Source organism: Cellulophaga sp. 20_2_10 (assembly GCF_023476645.1).
Lineage (GTDB): Bacteria > Bacteroidota > Bacteroidia > Flavobacteriales > Flavobacteriaceae > Cellulophaga.
Genome location: NZ_JAMCOJ010000004.1, coordinates 23,282 through 38,593 on the forward strand (window position 1 = coordinate 23,282; position 15,312 = coordinate 38,593).

Below are 15,312 nucleotides of genomic sequence, written 5' to 3' on the forward strand. Positions count from 1 at the left end.
TCTATAGTAATAAGTCATTGGTCTATAGGTATTTGGTTTCTATGGATTAACAAAAGATAGGATAAGATAAAATCTAGAATTTAGCAGCGTAATACCGTTTTAACCCCAAATTAAAAACAAGTAGTATGAGTGCTAAACCTATGAATATAGATAATGAGTTAAGAGGAGTTTTTTTTGATATGGCACATTCGCCATTTGTAATCCTGGACAAAAATTTAGTTTTTGTGGATATGAATAAAGCAGCAACCACAACATTAAGTATAAAAAAAGAAAACTTTGTAGGAAAATCTCTTTTAGAAGCTTTTCCTTATTTAGAAGGATCAGAAAGATTAAAATCTTATAAAAAAGTTATTGAGACAGGTAAACCTATTAGCATAGATGAGATTTCTTTTTTTACAGATAATAAAACCTTTAAATTTATGGTAAGAGCTTTTAAAATTGGTGAGGGTTTAGGTATTACTACATTAGATATAAGTAATCTAATGAGTACTATAGATAAGTTAAAGGCGACTCAGAACAATTTAGAGTCTGTAAATAACAATTTAAAAATTAAGAATCAAGAGTTAGAAGAATTCTCTTATGTGGCGGCACATGATCTAAGAGCCCCTCTAACTAATATGCAAAGTTTGTTCTCTATGTTAGAGTCTAGCAATACAATTACAGAAGAAGCAAAACCAATTTTTGATAAGTTAAAACATGTAGGCAAGCTTATGTGCGATAAACTAAAGGCTTTAAATAATGTAATTGCTTTAAAAGCAAATACAGGAAACAAAGCTGAAGAAGTTAATTTTAAAGAAATAGTAGAAAAAATTAAGGCTATACACTCAGAAAAAATAATAGAAAGCCGAACTATTATAAAAGAAGATTTTACCGCATATCCAACAATAAAATACAACCCAGTACAGTTTGAGAGTATTTTACATAATCTAATATCTAATGCTATAAAATACAAGCACGCTAGAAGAAAGCCATTAATATCTATATCAACCAAAATAGAAGATAATAAGCCTGTATTAATAGTAAAAGATAATGGCTTAGGTTTTGATATTAAGCAAGATCCAAATAAAATATTCGGATTATTTAAAAGAATGCATACACACGTTGAAGGTTTAGGAGTGGGACTCTATATTATATATTCCATTGTTAAAAATAACGGTGGAGAGATAAAGGTAGAAAGTGAAATTAATAAAGGAACACAATTTAAAATCTATTTTAATGGATAAAGAAACGAACGACTTATACAAGATATTACTAGTTGAAGATGACGATGTAACAAATTTTATTACGGTTAGTAAATTCAATAATCTAGGATTTACAAACATAAAAACTGTAGAAAATGGACAAGAAGCTATTGATTACTTAAAGCAACATCAACCAGATCTAATTATATTGGATATTAATATGCCAATAATGGGTGGTTTTGAGTTTATGGAGTATAAGGAAGATAATAATTACTGCACAGGCATTCCTATAGTAATTGTAACATCCTCTGGTAGACCATTAGATAAAGAAAAAGCCTTAGGTTTTTTAGATGTTATTGATTATTTAGAGAAGCCTTTAAACTATGATAAAATACAAAAAATACTTCTGGGTGTAAAAGAAAATTAAATAGCACCTTGCTTTAACAAGGCGCTATTTATATAGGTTTGTTAACCTCTTCTGCGTTCTAGTAAGATCATCATCATTAAGCCAAGCATAATTCGGTCATCATCATTGCTATCCATTTCTCCTTGTTTGCTTAACTCAAAATTTCTACCAAATAATGAAGCTGTCTTTTTTAGCTTTATAATAGATTTGCCTTGATTATCTTTAACCATATAAGATGGGTTAAAAAGGTATCCTGTAAAGAAATTTAAAACAGGAATTTCTCCTAACATAGAATCAAACACTTTAATCCAAGGGTTTTCTTCACTTATATTGTATTGTTGTTTTTGATTCTCGTCAATAATATTGTAATGGGCTTTCCAAATAGATTTCCACCCTTTACGTGCTACTTTGCCAAACTCTTTACCGTTTTCATCTTTAAAGGCATAAGCAGCAGAAAAGTCTAACCATTTATCAGCCTTAATACTATAATTAACTTTTGTCTTAGATTCGTCACTATAAATCTTAATTTCTTCTTTAAACTTAAACATTTTTTGCTTTACATATGCTATGGTTTTCCCAGAGGCATCTGTAGCTGTAAAATCATTAGAGAAAGACGATATTTTAAACTGAAAAGTAACAGGGAATTTAATGTCTTGCATAAATTGAGAATTCTATAATTTATTAGGTTGTACTATATGTAATATAACTCTCACTCCTTTTTCTTATTGCATAAAAAAGCGAGACATGTTGTTTTAGTAACAAATTATGCCTCGCTTTTTAAATAATTTAAAAAGTATTTAATCTTTATTTATCTCTTTAAAAGTATGTTTACTTGTTTTCCAGTCTATTAGTTTAGTTGGGTAGTATTTTACATTCATACGATCTAGATATGGTGCTTGGTTAGCTAATCTTTTTTTATAACTCTCCCAATTTCTATTTTCTTTAATGCTCCAGTTTAACTCGGAGTAACCAATTATTCTAGGAAACGCTAGATACTCTAATTCTTCAATGTTACTAATAGTTTCAGACCAAAGAGGAGCTTCAATACCTAATATTCTATCTTTAGGTAATCCCTTAACAAATGTTTCTGGGGTCCATATGTAAGCAGAATCTACAGGGATATAAGTTGCCCAGTGTAAACCGTGTTTAGACAGTGTATCATACTGCATATCTAGGTATGCTTTTTTAGCAGGAGAAAGAATAAGCTTCATTCCTTTTTCAATAGCTTTAGTTGCATTTTTTTCGCTACTCCAGAATTGCGCAACAGCAGAGCCACTAATTTCGGTATTTGCAATTTCGTCCCATCCAATTGGAGTTTTTCCGTGGCTCTCTACAATTTTAGAAACTTTTAGAACAAACTTCTTAAAATCTTTTTTCTTGGTTACGTGACTTTCATCGCCTCCTAAATGAAAATAAGGACCAGGAGAAATGGCCGAAATTTCTCTTACAACATCATCTATAAAAGCGTAAACAATATCTTTATTAGCATCAAAAGTACTAAAGCCTACGCGCATTCCTGTATACACTTTTGGAGTTTTTCCGTTACCATTAAGTTGTGGGTAAGCAACAGTAGCTGCGTTTGTATGTCCGGGCATATCCACTTCTGGCACAATAATTATATGTCTCTCTGCGGCGTAACGTACAATCTCTTTATAGTCTTCTTGTGTATAAAAGCCTCCTGGACCACCACCAACTTCTGTACTTGCCCCAATTTCAGTAAGTTTAGGCCAAGATTTAATTTCTATACGCCAACCTTGATCATCTGTTAAATGTAAATGCAAGGCGTTAAATTTATAATATGCTAAAACGTCTAAGTACTTTTTTACATCACCAACACTAAAAAAGTGTCTTGCAACATCTAACATCGTTCCTCTATATTCAAAATTAGGTTGATCTAAAATTTTACCAGTAGGTACAAGCCACATTTTATGGGTGGTAAGCGTATCGTTACTTTCTTCTGGTATAATTTGTCTTAATGTCTGTATGCCTCTAAAGGCTCCAGCAGCCGTTTTAGCATTAATAATAATAGAATCTTGTGTAATATACATTTGATATGCTTCTACATGATCTAATTCTAAACTATCAGTTTTATTTATATATATTATTTTATTAGTGGTAGTGCTGGTTGTGTTAACCGGAACGTCTAAATCTATTTTAGAACTTATTTTATTAGATAAAAAGGAACCTACTTTTTCAAAATCAGAATCTTGGGTTGTGTAAATGGCAGTATTTTTATCTAAGCCAAAAGCACTGTTGGTGGGTGTTACTTTTAGCGGAGTAGGAATCATATTTTCTGCTGCTAAGTCAGTTGTAGGGTAATTAATAATTACTTTTTTTTCTTGACAAGCAATAATGCTAAAAATTCCTATCAAGGCTAGCAAGGTTCTAAATAAAATAGAGTTTCTCATTTAATCTGGTTAGTTAATATAGTTTGTAATTACATTTTGCCAAATTTGGTATCCTTTGGCGTTCATATGTAGGTTATCTTCAGTAAAAATATCGGGTTTTACATTTTTACCATTTAGCATAGGTTTCCAAACATCAACGTAATTAATAGCAGGGTCTTTTTTAGCTATTCTTCTGTATTTTCTGTTTAGTTTTTTATAGTTTCTTTTTAAGTCCCATCTAGCAATACTTGGTTTTGTAGAGATTAAAACTATTTGGGTACTTGTATTTGCTTTTTTTATTTTGTCAATAATAGTCGTTAATTGTGAGACTATCAAATTACAGTTTCTTTTTCCTGCAATGTCATTATCGCCTTCATAAATAAAAACTTGTTTAGGGTTGTATGCTAAAATTAATTCATCTGTAAAGAGAAGTAAATCTTCGGTAGTAGAACCTCCAAAACCTGTATTAATAATATTTTTGTGAGGAAAATCATCTGCAATTGTTTTCCAGTATTTTATACTAGAACTGCCTGTAAAGACTATAGATTTTCGATTGCTGTTTTGCTGATCCTTATATTTTTTTTGAATCTCTTTAACTTCATTATAAAATCTGTGAGTAGTTTGACTGTAACCAAAAATGGAAGTAAATAAAAATAGATATAATAAAGTTTTCATACTCTTAAATATAGGGTTAATATAGGTTTGTTATTTGTACAGAGCGTATATTTTTCGACAGGGAGCATTGTATACCCGATACAGGTGTTTTTTAGCGCTATACAAACTAATTAGTAGTAAGCTTAGCTAATAAATAACAAACACTTAGCTAATAAATTACCCTTAGCTTCTTAACATTTTCCAAAAGAAATGGTTAACCGTAAAAATAGCATTACTTTTGCATCTAATTCTAAGAACAGACTTTATTAAAAAGTTATGGTTCATCAATACTAATTTATGTCATTTAAAAATTTAGGTTTATCTGCTAATTTACTAAAAGCAATAGATAAAAAGGGGTATACTACTCCTTCTCCGATACAAGAAAAAGCAATACCACCTGTTTTAGAGGGTAAAGATGTTTTAGCATCTGCGCAAACAGGTACGGGTAAAACTGCAGGTTTTACCTTACCATTATTACACTTATTATCTCAAGGAAACCCTTTAAGAAATAGGCCTGTACGTGGTTTAATATTAACGCCTACAAGAGAGTTAGCTGCACAGGTGTATGCTAATGTTCAAGAATATAGTGAGTTTTTAGATATACGTTCTGCCGTAATTTTTGGTGGTGTTAATCAAAAACCACAAGTAGCAAATTTAAAAAGAGGAATGGATGTTTTGGTTGCAACACCGGGACGTTTACTAGATCTTGTTAATCAGCGTTTTTTATCTTTAGACAAAGTAGAAATTTTTGTTTTAGATGAAGCAGATCGTATGTTAGATATGGGTTTTTTACGTGATATAGAGCGTATTATGAAACTTATACCGGCTAAAAGACAAAACTTAATGTTTTCTGCTACATTTTCTAAAGACATTAAAAAATTAGCTCATGGTATTTTAAATAACCCAATACAAGTTGAAGCTACTCCAGAAAATACTGCAGTAGAGGTTATTAAGCAAAAAGTATATAGGGTTGCAAAGGAGAAGAAAACTGGGTTAATTATAAAATTGATTTCAGATGGTAATTGGCAGCAAGTATTGGTTTTTACAAGAACGAAGCACGGAGCAAATAACTTGTGTAAAAAAATGAGTGCGGCAGGTATTTCTGCAGCGGCAATACACGGTAATAAAAGTCAAGGAGCACGTACAAAGGCTTTAGAGGGTTTTAAAAAAGGAACATTGCGGGCATTAGTAGCAACGGATATTGCTGCACGTGGTTTAGATATACCATTATTACCACACGTTATTAATTATGAAATTCCTAATGTGTCTGAAGACTATGTACACCGTATTGGTAGAACAGGTAGAGCAGGAGCAAGTGGTGAGGCTGTATCTTTAGTAAGCGCAGATGAAACTACATACCTTAAGGATATTCAAAAATTAATAGGAATGCAGATTCCTGTTGAGATTTTAGAAGGTTTTGAGCCAGATCCTAATGCATCTACAAAACCTATAAAACAAGGACAACGCGGTGGTTCTAGAAACTCTAATAGTAAACCTAAAAGCGCTAGTTCTAATAAAAATAGCTCTAGTAGTCGCAGACCAAAACGAAACAACAATAGAAACTAATATAAATGCAAAAGTCTAACGATCCCTTACACGGTGTAAAACTAGCGGATATTATAGATGAGCTAGTAGACTTTTACGGCTGGGAATATATGGGTAACACAGTAAATGTTCGCTGTTTTACCCATAGACCAACAGTAAAATCTAGTCTCCACTTTTTACGCAGGACACCTTGGGCGCGTACAAAAGTAGAAGAGATGTATTTACAAATGTTAAAAGAAAAGTCGGCTTAATTTTTTCTTTCTTCTTCAACTACATTTAACACTAAATTACTACTACATTTTATTCTTCTAAAAAGATAGTCTTTGTACTTTTACCAAAACTTTTTTTAGGATGAATTCCAGAAGCAAACAGTTACAAGCAGTAGATAGATTACTTACCATTATGGACGAGTTGCGTGAGCAATGTCCGTGGGATAAGAAGCAGACACTACAAACTTTAAGACACTTAACCATAGAAGAAACATATGAGTTGGGTGACGCTATTTTGGATAACGATTTGCCAGAAGTAAAAAAAGAACTAGGAGATTTACTACTTCACATTGTTTTTTATGCCAAAATAGGTAGTGAAACCAATGATTTTGATATTGCTGATGTTGCAAATGAAATTTGTGATAAATTAATACACCGTCATCCGCATATATACGGAGATGTTGAGGTTAAGGATGAAGAAGAAGTGAAGCGCAACTGGGAAAAATTAAAGTTAAAAGAAGGAAAAACAAGTGTTCTAGAAGGTGTTCCTAAAAGTTTACCCGCATTAGTAAAAGCAAGTAGAATACAAGATAAAGTAGCCGGAGTTGGTTTTGATTGGGAAGAGCCACAACAAGTCTTTGAAAAAGTACAAGAAGAATTGGCCGAGTTACAAGTAGAAGTTAACGATGCTAACCATGATAAAATGGAAGCAGAGTTTGGGGATGTACTTTTTTCTATGATTAATTATGCACGCTTTCTAAAAATTAATCCAGAAGATGCTTTAGAGCGCACCAATAAAAAGTTTATAAAAAGATTTCAATACTTAGAGAGTAAAGCTAAGGGAATGGGCAAATCTCTAGAAGATATGACTTTAGCAGAAATGGATATTTTTTGGAACCAAGCAAAAAAAGAAAATTAATAGACTAGATTTTTTATAAATATTTTAACTTCATCTTTTTTAAAAAAAATAAAAATTGAAACAATACACTAAAGAGTTTAAATACAACCTAAAACTGGCTTTTCCGGTAATACTTGGTTTGCTAGGACATACCTTTGTTGGTTTTGCAGATAATATTATGGTAGGCCAGTTGGGCACGGCCGAGTTAGCAGCAGTTTCTTTAGGTAATAGTTTTGTATTTATTGCAATGTCTTTTGGTATTGGTTTTTCTACGGCTATAACACCTTTAGTGGCAGAAGCAGATGGCGCTGGTAATGTTAAAGATGCCAAAAGTGCATTAAAACACGGGCTTATTTTATGTACGGTCTTGGGCCTTTTTCTTTTTGGCCTTATTATTCTAGCAAAACCTTTAATGTATTTAATGAAGCAACCACCAGACGTGGTAGAGTTGGCAATACCGTATTTAGATTTAGTTGCATTTTCTTTAGTTCCCTTAGTTATTTTTCAGGCATTTAAGCAGTTTTCAGATGGTTTGTCGCAAACCAAGTATCCTATGTATGTTACAATAATAGGGAATGCTATAAATATACTTTTAAACTATTTATTAATTTTTGGGACCTTTGGCTTCCCTAAGTTGGGTATTATTGGCGCAGCAATAGGGACTTTGGTATCAAGAGTAGTAATGGTATTTTTAATTTGGGTGATGCTGAAAAAAACTAAGAAATTCCACGATTACGTTACAGGTTTTAATTTTAGAAAAATAGAAAGTAGGGTAATGGAAAAAATTATGAAAATAGGTTTTCCATCTGCATTGCAAATGTTTTTTGAAGTAGCTATTTTTACAGCTGCTATATGGATTAGTGGTGTGTTAGGTAAAAACTCCCAAGCAGCAAACCAAATAGCCTTAAACCTGTCTAGTATGACGTTTATGGTAGGTATGGGGCTTGGTGTAGCAGCTATGATTAGAGTAGGAAACCAAAAAGGACTTGGTAATTATAAAGACTTGCGTAGAATGGCACAGTCTATATTTTTTCTAACCTTTTTGTTAGGGGTTGTTTCTGCTGCTTTATTCTTAATTTTTAGAAATTGGCTGCCAACCGTATATTTAGATGTTAACGACACTGCTAATTTTGTTGATAACACAGAAGTTATAGGTATTGCCGCACAGTTGTTATTAGTAGCTGCATTTTTTCAAATATCAGATGGCTTACAAGTTGTAGTGCTTGGTGCTCTGCGTGGTTTGCAAGACGTTATAATACCAACAGCAATTACATTTATTGCGTATTGGTTAATTGGTTTTCCTATTTGTTTTTATTTGGGATTGTACACGCCTTTAAAGAGTACAGGAATTTGGATAGGTTTATTAGCAGGTTTAACAGCATCTGCAATTTTATTATTTATTAGATTTAATTACTTAACAAAAAAATTAATAGTTAATACAGAAGAATAATTATGGAGTTTCCAAAGTTTTTATTGGGTGATAATACAGATTACCCTACAGCTATATTTATTATACACACAGAGTATCCTAGATTTATTATTAATTTAGAGGATGATGAGGTAGAATGGTTAGAGGATTTTACTAAAGATGATGAAGAAGAATTAGAAGATGAGGCAGAAAACTTAATTGCAGAAGCAACAGCTTTTTATGATCGTGAAATAGAACGTTACGAAGAATAGAATTTTACTATGCTTGAAGAATTAATACAATACGACACCAACATTTTTTTATACCTAAACAATCTTGGTACAGATGCTTGGGATGGTTTTTGGTTGTTTGTAACCAATAAAGTAAGTTCTATACCACTTTATATCGTTTTGTTAGTGTTAGCTTACAAGCAAGTAGGGTTAAAAAAGACACTTTTAATATTAGTATCAGTTGGTGTCTTAATTGGTGCCACAGATCAATTAGCTAATTTCTTTAAGTATGGCGTAGCTCGTTTAAGACCTTGTCATAATCCAGATATAGATGGCTTGGTACGTTTGGTTAAAAGTTCTTGTGGCGGTAAGTATGGTTATTTTTCTGCCCATGCGGCAAACTCTTTTGCTATGGCTATATTTTTTGGAAATGTGCTTCATAGTAAATTTAAATATATAAAAATACTACTACTTACTTGGGCAGCATTTGTTGCCTATAGTAGAATATACATAGGTGTACATTATACACTAGATGTTGCTACGGGTATTGTAATAGGTAGCTTTTTAGGATTTGTTTTTTACAAACTTATGTTGCTCATGGCAACAAAGTTAAAGCTGTAATTAATTCTCTTTTTTAAATATAGAGTCGTTTAGTGGTGCTAAAAATATTAAAATAAATATTGCTCCAAAAACTAGTTCGTAAACTTCCCAGGTTCTACCAGCAGGGTTGCTAATAACTAATGCTGTTGCGGCTAAAAAGGCTATAGTGTGGTGCCATTTTACAATAGGAACAGCAAACATATTTACAAGGTTTTTAAACCATTGTTGTTTTCTGTATAAAAAAGGTGATACAATTAAATATAAAACCATAACTACCATTAGTAATTGACTAAATATCAGCTTGTTTACTTTTGTTTCTCCAACCACCATATTATGTAGGTTAGTTTCTCCTTGTGCATTATTTTCTATAAAAAACTCACTAGATTGTACTTCAAATATTCTTTGTCCCCAAGAAATTTCTTCTCCTGCTCCAAATAAAAATAAAATAGCGAATAAGAAGGTTCCTATTTTCCAAGTAATAGATTTTCCTTTAGAGATCGTTAGCAATCTATAAAAACAAATAAGACTTACAATAAACAGTGCTAATGCAGTTCCACATTCTACAAGGCCATCCTCTTGGGCGTAAGATTTATCAAAAAAATCTTTATCAGTTAAGCCAAAATAAAGACCAACACTGCAGATAACAAATAAAACTGCATATACTATTTTATCTCTTGTTTTCATTTTTCATTTTTTTAATAAAAACCAAAGGTAATAATTGGTTCTAAAAGGTGAGTTATACTTTGGTAAGATTTTAACTTTTCAGTTTACAGATTTTTTTTTGCTACTTCGTAATTTATATATTTGTGTTTCATCCATAAATAAGCAAAACAATCTACTAAAGGACCTATAGATCTATTCCAAAAACCAAATTTAGTTTTGCCCGCAATTCTAGGAAAGTGTTGCACCGGTACTTGTTTTATTTTTCCGTTTTGTAATAATATCATTGCAGGTAAAAACCTATGTAACCCCTTAAACATAGGTATTTTTTTTGCGTAACTTGTTTTAATTACTTTTAAAGGGCAGCCGGTATCTTCTATACCATCTTTGGTAAATGCCCGTCTAACTATGTTCGCAAAATTAGAAGATAATTTTTTAAAAACGGAGTCTTTTCTGGTTTGCCTAATGCCTGTAACCAAATCGTATTTTGGTATATGTTCTAACAGTAAATTAAAATCTAGAGGAGATGTTTGTAGGTCTGCATCAATATAGCCAACTAATTCTGTTGTTACGGCATCAAAACCAGCTTTAATAGCAGGAGTTAGTCCGTAGTTTTTATCAAAAAGTATAAAAGAAAAATGAGTATTTTTTGTGCAGGCTTGCTCTAATAATGCTTGACTATTATCTTTTGAGCCATCATTAATAAATAATACTTTTGTTTTCTTAGTTGCAACTTTTATATAATTGGCTAGTTCTTCCTCTAGTCTAGGAATGTTACCTTCTTCGTTGTAAATAGGAACAATTATAGTAAACTCATATGTCATATAACTAATGGAAGTTTTTATTTACTGTGTAATTTTAGTAGTTTATCTGCAGCTGCAAAGGGAGATGTTTTATTGTTTACAACAGCATCGATAGATTCTTGTAACTGTTCTTTAACCTTTTTATCTTGGTAAAATTGTTGTTTTAATTGATCTTCTATTGTTTGTAATAGCCAATATTTATTTTGTTCCTGTCTTTTTGTATTAAAAAAACTATTTTTAGTATTGCTATCTACGTAGCCTTTAATAGTTCCCCAAACCTCTGTAATTCCTGTGTCTTCAAGCGCAGAACAAGCAAGTACTTTTGGTATCCAACCATTATCTTGTGTTTTTAATAAGTGTAGTGCTCTTGCAAATTCTACTCGCGCTTTTTTAGCACGCTGTATATTGTCACCATCAGATTTATTAATAACAATAGCGTCAGCCATTTCCATAATACCGCGCTTAATACCTTGCAGTTCATCACCAGCACCTGCTAGTTTAAGTAGTAAAAAAAAGTCTACCATACTATGTACTGCAGTTTCACTTTGGCCAACACCAACAGTTTCTATTAAGATTATGTTATATCCTGCAGCTTCACAAAGTACAATGGTTTCTCTTGTTTTACGTGCAACACCGCCTAAAGAGCTACCAGAAGGTGATGGCCTAATAAAGGCGTTGGTGTCTTTAACAAGCTCTTCCATTCTTGTTTTATCACCAAGAATACTACCTCTAGTTACTGTACTTGTTGGGTCTACAGCTAAAACAGCCACTTTATGACCTTCTGTAGTTAGTCTTTTTCCAAAACTCTCTATAAAAGTACTTTTACCAACACCGGGTACGCCCGTGATACCAATTCTAATGCTTTTGGTTTTATGGGTTAAGCACCGTTCTATAATTTCGTTTGCCTGTTTTGTATGTGCGCTATTGGTACTTTCTATAAGTGTAATAGCTCTGCTTAAAGCTGTTTTATTACCCTCTAAAATGCCATTTGTTAAACGATCTGTAGTATGCGTTTCTCTTCTAAAAGTTCTAATTTTAGAAGCACTTTCTGCGCTTATATTTTTGGAAGTATTCAATATTATTTGCTAATAGGTACGTTAACTTTAGTTTTATCCCAAGCTAGAGTTAAGTACGGTTGTTCTTTGTTTTCAAAGTTAATGGTAAATCTTTCTTTAACCGAATCTATATTTTTAACAGGTACTGAAACAGTAACTAGGTCTTTAGAGGAATTTCTAGTAGTTTCTGCACCGCCACTTAAAATTGTAACTCCCCAATCTGGAACTTCTTTATTAAAAATAATATCCCAAGTATCTTTACCGGGTTTAGTCCAAAGGGAATATCTGCCAGCAGGTAATTGTTTTCCGTTAATTTTTATGTTAGATTCTGTTTTAAAGACGGTGGGCTCGTTAGCTCCCGTTCTCCAAACTTTATTGTAAGGAACTAACTCCCCAAAAACGACTCTATTTTTTTTAGCTGGACTGCAATAAACAACATTTAAATTGTATCCGTTTTCTGTATAAGAGGCAGTTTCTTCAGGACTAAATTTTTTTGTCTGTTCTTTCATCATAGGCATACCAACAAATACAGTAAGTAGACCTAATACAACTACCGTAATTATCATCCATTGTATAACTTTCATAGCGTGGTTGTTTTTGTTCTTCTAAGTTACTAAATCTTGTTTAATTAGAAGTTGCTTGTTATATACTTTAACTAGAGTTTTATATAAAGTGTAAAATTGCTTTAAATTTATAGAGATTACTAAGAAAAATGAAAATAAGTTCTGTTTTTGCAACATCTACTTTTTTGTATCGTCTTTACAGCAACAAACTAAACCAAACACAAGAAGTAATTAATGTTTACGTCTGATATTATTACCAAATGCAAGGCAAACAACCGTAAAGCTCAAATGCAGCTTTACAAACAATACTGTAACGGTATGTATTGTGTTGCTATGCGTTTTTTAAAAAACGAGGACGATGCACAAGATGTGGTACAAGAAGCTTTTATAAATGCTTTTCAAAAAATGGATCAGTTTAGTGGCGATGTTACTTTTGGAGCTTGGTTAAAGAAAATAGTAGTGCATAAGTGTTTGGATTTTATTAAAGCTAATAAAGACAAACATCTAGAGTTAACAGAAACGAGCCTAAGAGTTGTAGAGGACAATAATTGGCTGGTAGAAGATACGGTAACACTGCCGCAAATTAAATTTGCAATTGCACAGTTGCCTGCAAAATACAAATGCGTGGTACAATTGTACTTAATAGAAGGGTACGACCATTCTGAAACATCAGGGATACTAAGCATAACAGAATCTGCTTGTAGAACCAGGTTATTAAGAGGTAAAGGCTTGCTAAAAGAACTTTTAAAAGAAAAAAGATATGGGACAGGATCTTAGAAAATTATTTGAAGGCGAAAGAGCTAAGGAACAGCATAAAATGCCAGAGGGACATATCTCTAATTTTGAAGATAAGTTAAATGCATCTATGCCTGCATCTAAGAATACAAATTGGTTTGTGTATAAAGTAGCTGCAAGTATAATTTTACTAGTAGGTATATCTCTAGTAGTATATGCAATGCAAACTAAAGTTACTTCTACAGAAACAACAATTGTAAATACAGAGAAACCAACTAAAAATAAAGATGGAATTACACTAGGAGCGTTGTCTCCAGATTTAAAAAAGATTGAAGATTATTATCAAGTAAATATAAATTTAGAGTTGTCACAATTAGAAGTGTCAGACACTAACAAAGCATTGGTAGATGGCTATATGTTACACTTAGCAGAGTTACATACAGAATACCAAAAACTAAATACAGAATTAAATACCATTGGGCCTAATGATCAATTAATATCTGCATTAATTAACAACTTGCAATTGCGTTTGCAGTTGTTGCAAAAATTAAGAAAAAAGTTAAACGAATTAAAAAATACCAAAAATGAAACAATTAGTATATAATAGCCTAGTGGTATTAGCTGTACTTGCTTGTGTAAGTATGCATGCGCAAAAACAAATAAAGACATTTAAAGAAGTTTTTAATGTTGATAAAGATGCTGTGTTAGACCTAAACACAAACAATGCAGACATAGAGTTTGATACTTGGAACAAAGATGTAATACAGATTGAAGCTACAATAGAAGTAGAGGGAATGTCTAAAGAAGAGGCAGAGAAGTATTTTACTCGTAACCAAATGGATATTCTAGGAAATTCTAAAAAAGTGACTGTATCTACAGGAGGGAACTCAAGTAAATTTTATAGTAAAACTAACACCTTTGTTAATTCACGTCCCATACACTTTAATAGTTCTAATTTTCCTATGCGTATGTCTTATAACCTAGATAGTATACAGTTTGGTGTAGATAATATGGAAAGGGACACTATAGTAATTAGTTCTTTATTAAGTGACAAGGATTTTAAATTTGTTGATTTTGATTATAAAGAATATGAGAAAAACGGGAAAGAATATATTCTTAAATGGCAAGAAAACTTCCAGAAAAATATGGGCGTAAAAAATGAAGAAGAAATAAGGAAATGGGTGGCAAGGATTCAGGAAAAGTCTGAATTAATACGAAAAAAAGCTAAAATTATAACAGAAAAGCATAAGGCTATGGCAGAAAGGATAAAATCTAAAGCTATTAAATTAGATACAATACATTTTAATACGAATACATTTTACTCTAATCCAAACACCTTTTATATTTCTTTAGATGGCGAAGCAAAGAATTTAAAGGTTAAAAAAACCATTAAGATAAAAATGCCTAAGTCTGCTACAATTAAGATGGATGTGCGCCATGGCAATGTTAAACTAGCCGAAAATACAACTAATATTAACGCAAACTTGTCTTACGCAAGTTTGCTTGCTACAACAATAAATGGTGATAAGACGTATGTAAATGCGTCTTATTCTCCTGTTTCCGTAACTAATTGGAATGTTGGGCAACTTAAAACAAGCTATGCTAAAAATGTAGATTTAAAGCAAGTAAAAGAATTAACATTAAGTGCTGTATCTTCTAATATAGAAATAGAAAATTTATTAAAATCTGCTTTTATTAAAAACGATTTTGGCAATGTGCGTATAAAATCTATTTCTTCAAATTTTGAAGATTTAGATATAACCATAACAAGCGGCGAATTAGAAGCTGTTTTACCAAAATCGTCTTATTCTATATATTTAAAAGGTAAATCGTCTAATTTATCATTACCTACAGCATTGTCTTTAACAAAAACAACAAATCAGAATATAACAGTACACAAGGGGTATTCTATTTCTAAAAACACAAGTAAGTCTATAAATATAGATGCGTCTTACAGTGATGTTGTTTTAAAGTAAGA

The 15,312-nt window shown here is 31.9% G+C and carries 18 protein-coding genes; 11 read left to right on the forward strand and 7 right to left on the reverse strand.

Translation table 11 applies throughout. The features are described 5' to 3' along the window. Nucleotides 1-125 precede the first annotated feature (125 nt). Both M4I21_RS08815 and M4I21_RS08820 read left to right on the forward strand, forming a co-directional pair. Nucleotides 126-1,223, forward strand: coding sequence for a PAS domain-containing sensor histidine kinase (locus M4I21_RS08815; RefSeq protein ID WP_249558752.1), 1,098 nt, complete (start codon nt 126-128; stop codon nt 1,221-1,223). Continuing rightward, nucleotides 1,216-1,608 (forward strand): response regulator, encoded by a 393-nt coding sequence (locus M4I21_RS08820; RefSeq protein WP_249558753.1) that lies wholly within the window; start codon nt 1,216-1,218, stop codon nt 1,606-1,608. Before M4I21_RS08815 ends, M4I21_RS08820 begins: the two co-directional genes overlap by 8 nt. A 41-nt stretch (nt 1,609-1,649) precedes the next feature. On the opposite strand, the gene M4I21_RS08825 is transcribed toward M4I21_RS08820, so the two are convergent. The 3 genes from M4I21_RS08825 to M4I21_RS08835 all read right to left on the reverse strand — a co-directional run bounded on the left by M4I21_RS08825 (nt 1,650) and on the right by M4I21_RS08835 (nt 4,649). After that, nucleotides 1,650-2,246 (reverse strand): LURP-one-related family protein, encoded by a 597-nt coding sequence (locus M4I21_RS08825; protein WP_249558754.1) that lies wholly within the window; start codon nt 2,244-2,246, stop codon nt 1,650-1,652. A gap of 138 nt (nt 2,247-2,384) precedes the next feature. After that, entirely contained in the window at nt 2,385-3,995 is a 1,611-nt protein-coding gene (locus M4I21_RS08830; protein ID WP_249558755.1) for a beta-N-acetylhexosaminidase, read from the reverse strand. Nucleotides 3,996-4,004: 9 nt separating this feature from the next. After that, nucleotides 4,005-4,649, reverse strand: coding sequence for a GDSL-type esterase/lipase family protein (locus tag M4I21_RS08835; RefSeq protein WP_249558756.1), 645 nt, complete (start codon nt 4,647-4,649; stop codon nt 4,005-4,007). Between the two features lie 276 nt (nt 4,650-4,925). Between M4I21_RS08835 and M4I21_RS08840 the strand changes: the two genes are divergently transcribed. The 6 genes from M4I21_RS08840 to M4I21_RS08865 all read left to right on the forward strand — a co-directional run bounded on the left by M4I21_RS08840 (nt 4,926) and on the right by M4I21_RS08865 (nt 9,539). Further along, nucleotides 4,926-6,194: a DEAD/DEAH box helicase gene (locus M4I21_RS08840; protein WP_249558757.1), complete on the forward strand. Its 1,269-nt coding sequence runs from the start codon at nt 4,926-4,928 to the stop codon at nt 6,192-6,194. A gap of 5 nt (nt 6,195-6,199) precedes the next feature. Beyond that, nucleotides 6,200-6,424, forward strand: a complete 225-nt coding sequence (locus M4I21_RS08845) for a VF530 family protein (RefSeq protein WP_249558758.1) — start codon at nt 6,200-6,202, stop codon at nt 6,422-6,424. Nucleotides 6,425-6,524: 100 nt separating this feature from the next. Next, entirely contained in the window at nt 6,525-7,301 is a 777-nt protein-coding gene (gene mazG, locus M4I21_RS08850; RefSeq protein WP_249558759.1) for a nucleoside triphosphate pyrophosphohydrolase, read from the forward strand. Between the two features lie 55 nt (nt 7,302-7,356). Next, nucleotides 7,357-8,730: an MATE family efflux transporter gene (locus tag M4I21_RS08855; RefSeq protein WP_249558760.1), complete on the forward strand. Its 1,374-nt coding sequence runs from the start codon at nt 7,357-7,359 to the stop codon at nt 8,728-8,730. 2 nt (nt 8,731-8,732) lie between these two features. Further along, nucleotides 8,733-8,960, forward strand: a complete 228-nt coding sequence (locus M4I21_RS08860) for a DUF8828 family protein (RefSeq protein WP_249558761.1) — start codon at nt 8,733-8,735, stop codon at nt 8,958-8,960. A gap of 9 nt (nt 8,961-8,969) precedes the next feature. Next, nucleotides 8,970-9,539 carry a phosphatase PAP2 family protein gene (locus M4I21_RS08865; protein ID WP_249558762.1) on the forward strand — a complete coding sequence of 190 codons (570 nt, stop codon included), beginning with the start codon at nt 8,970-8,972 and terminating at the stop codon, nt 9,537-9,539. Here the strand turns inward: M4I21_RS08865 and M4I21_RS08870 are convergent, their stop codons facing one another. The 4 genes from M4I21_RS08870 to M4I21_RS08885 form a co-directional block, all read right to left on the reverse strand. Next, on the reverse strand, nt 9,540-10,202 hold the full coding sequence (locus tag M4I21_RS08870) for a hypothetical protein (protein ID WP_249558763.1): 663 nt from the start codon (nt 10,200-10,202) through the stop codon (nt 9,540-9,542). Nucleotides 10,203-10,285: 83 nt separating this feature from the next. After that, nucleotides 10,286-11,002: a glycosyltransferase gene (locus tag M4I21_RS08875; RefSeq protein WP_249558764.1), complete on the reverse strand. Its 717-nt coding sequence runs from the start codon at nt 11,000-11,002 to the stop codon at nt 10,286-10,288. Between the two features lie 17 nt (nt 11,003-11,019). Further along, nucleotides 11,020-12,057, reverse strand: coding sequence for a methylmalonyl Co-A mutase-associated GTPase MeaB (gene meaB, locus M4I21_RS08880; protein WP_249558765.1), 1,038 nt, complete (start codon nt 12,055-12,057; stop codon nt 11,020-11,022). A 2-nt stretch (nt 12,058-12,059) separates the two neighbouring features. Then, nucleotides 12,060-12,620 (reverse strand): DUF2911 domain-containing protein, encoded by a 561-nt coding sequence (locus M4I21_RS08885; protein ID WP_249558767.1) that lies wholly within the window; start codon nt 12,618-12,620, stop codon nt 12,060-12,062. Nucleotides 12,621-12,833: 213 nt separating this feature from the next. Here M4I21_RS08885 and M4I21_RS08890 point away from each other — a divergent pair, with 213 nt between their 5' ends. From M4I21_RS08890 to M4I21_RS08900, 3 genes are read left to right on the forward strand one after another with little or no spacing between them, the layout of a single operon-like run. Further along, the gene (locus M4I21_RS08890; RefSeq protein WP_249558768.1) at nt 12,834-13,376 is read left to right on the forward strand and encodes an RNA polymerase sigma factor; all 543 of its coding nucleotides are present in this window, start codon (nt 12,834-12,836) and stop codon (nt 13,374-13,376) included. After that, nucleotides 13,360-13,938 (forward strand): hypothetical protein, encoded by a 579-nt coding sequence (locus tag M4I21_RS08895; RefSeq protein WP_249558769.1) that lies wholly within the window; start codon nt 13,360-13,362, stop codon nt 13,936-13,938. Before M4I21_RS08890 ends, M4I21_RS08895 begins: the two co-directional genes overlap by 17 nt. Further along, nucleotides 13,919-15,310, forward strand: coding sequence for a DUF4097 family beta strand repeat-containing protein (locus M4I21_RS08900; RefSeq protein ID WP_249558770.1), 1,392 nt, complete (start codon nt 13,919-13,921; stop codon nt 15,308-15,310). The genes M4I21_RS08895 and M4I21_RS08900 overlap by 20 nt, the downstream gene beginning before the upstream one ends. Nucleotides 15,311-15,312 lie beyond the last annotated feature (2 nt).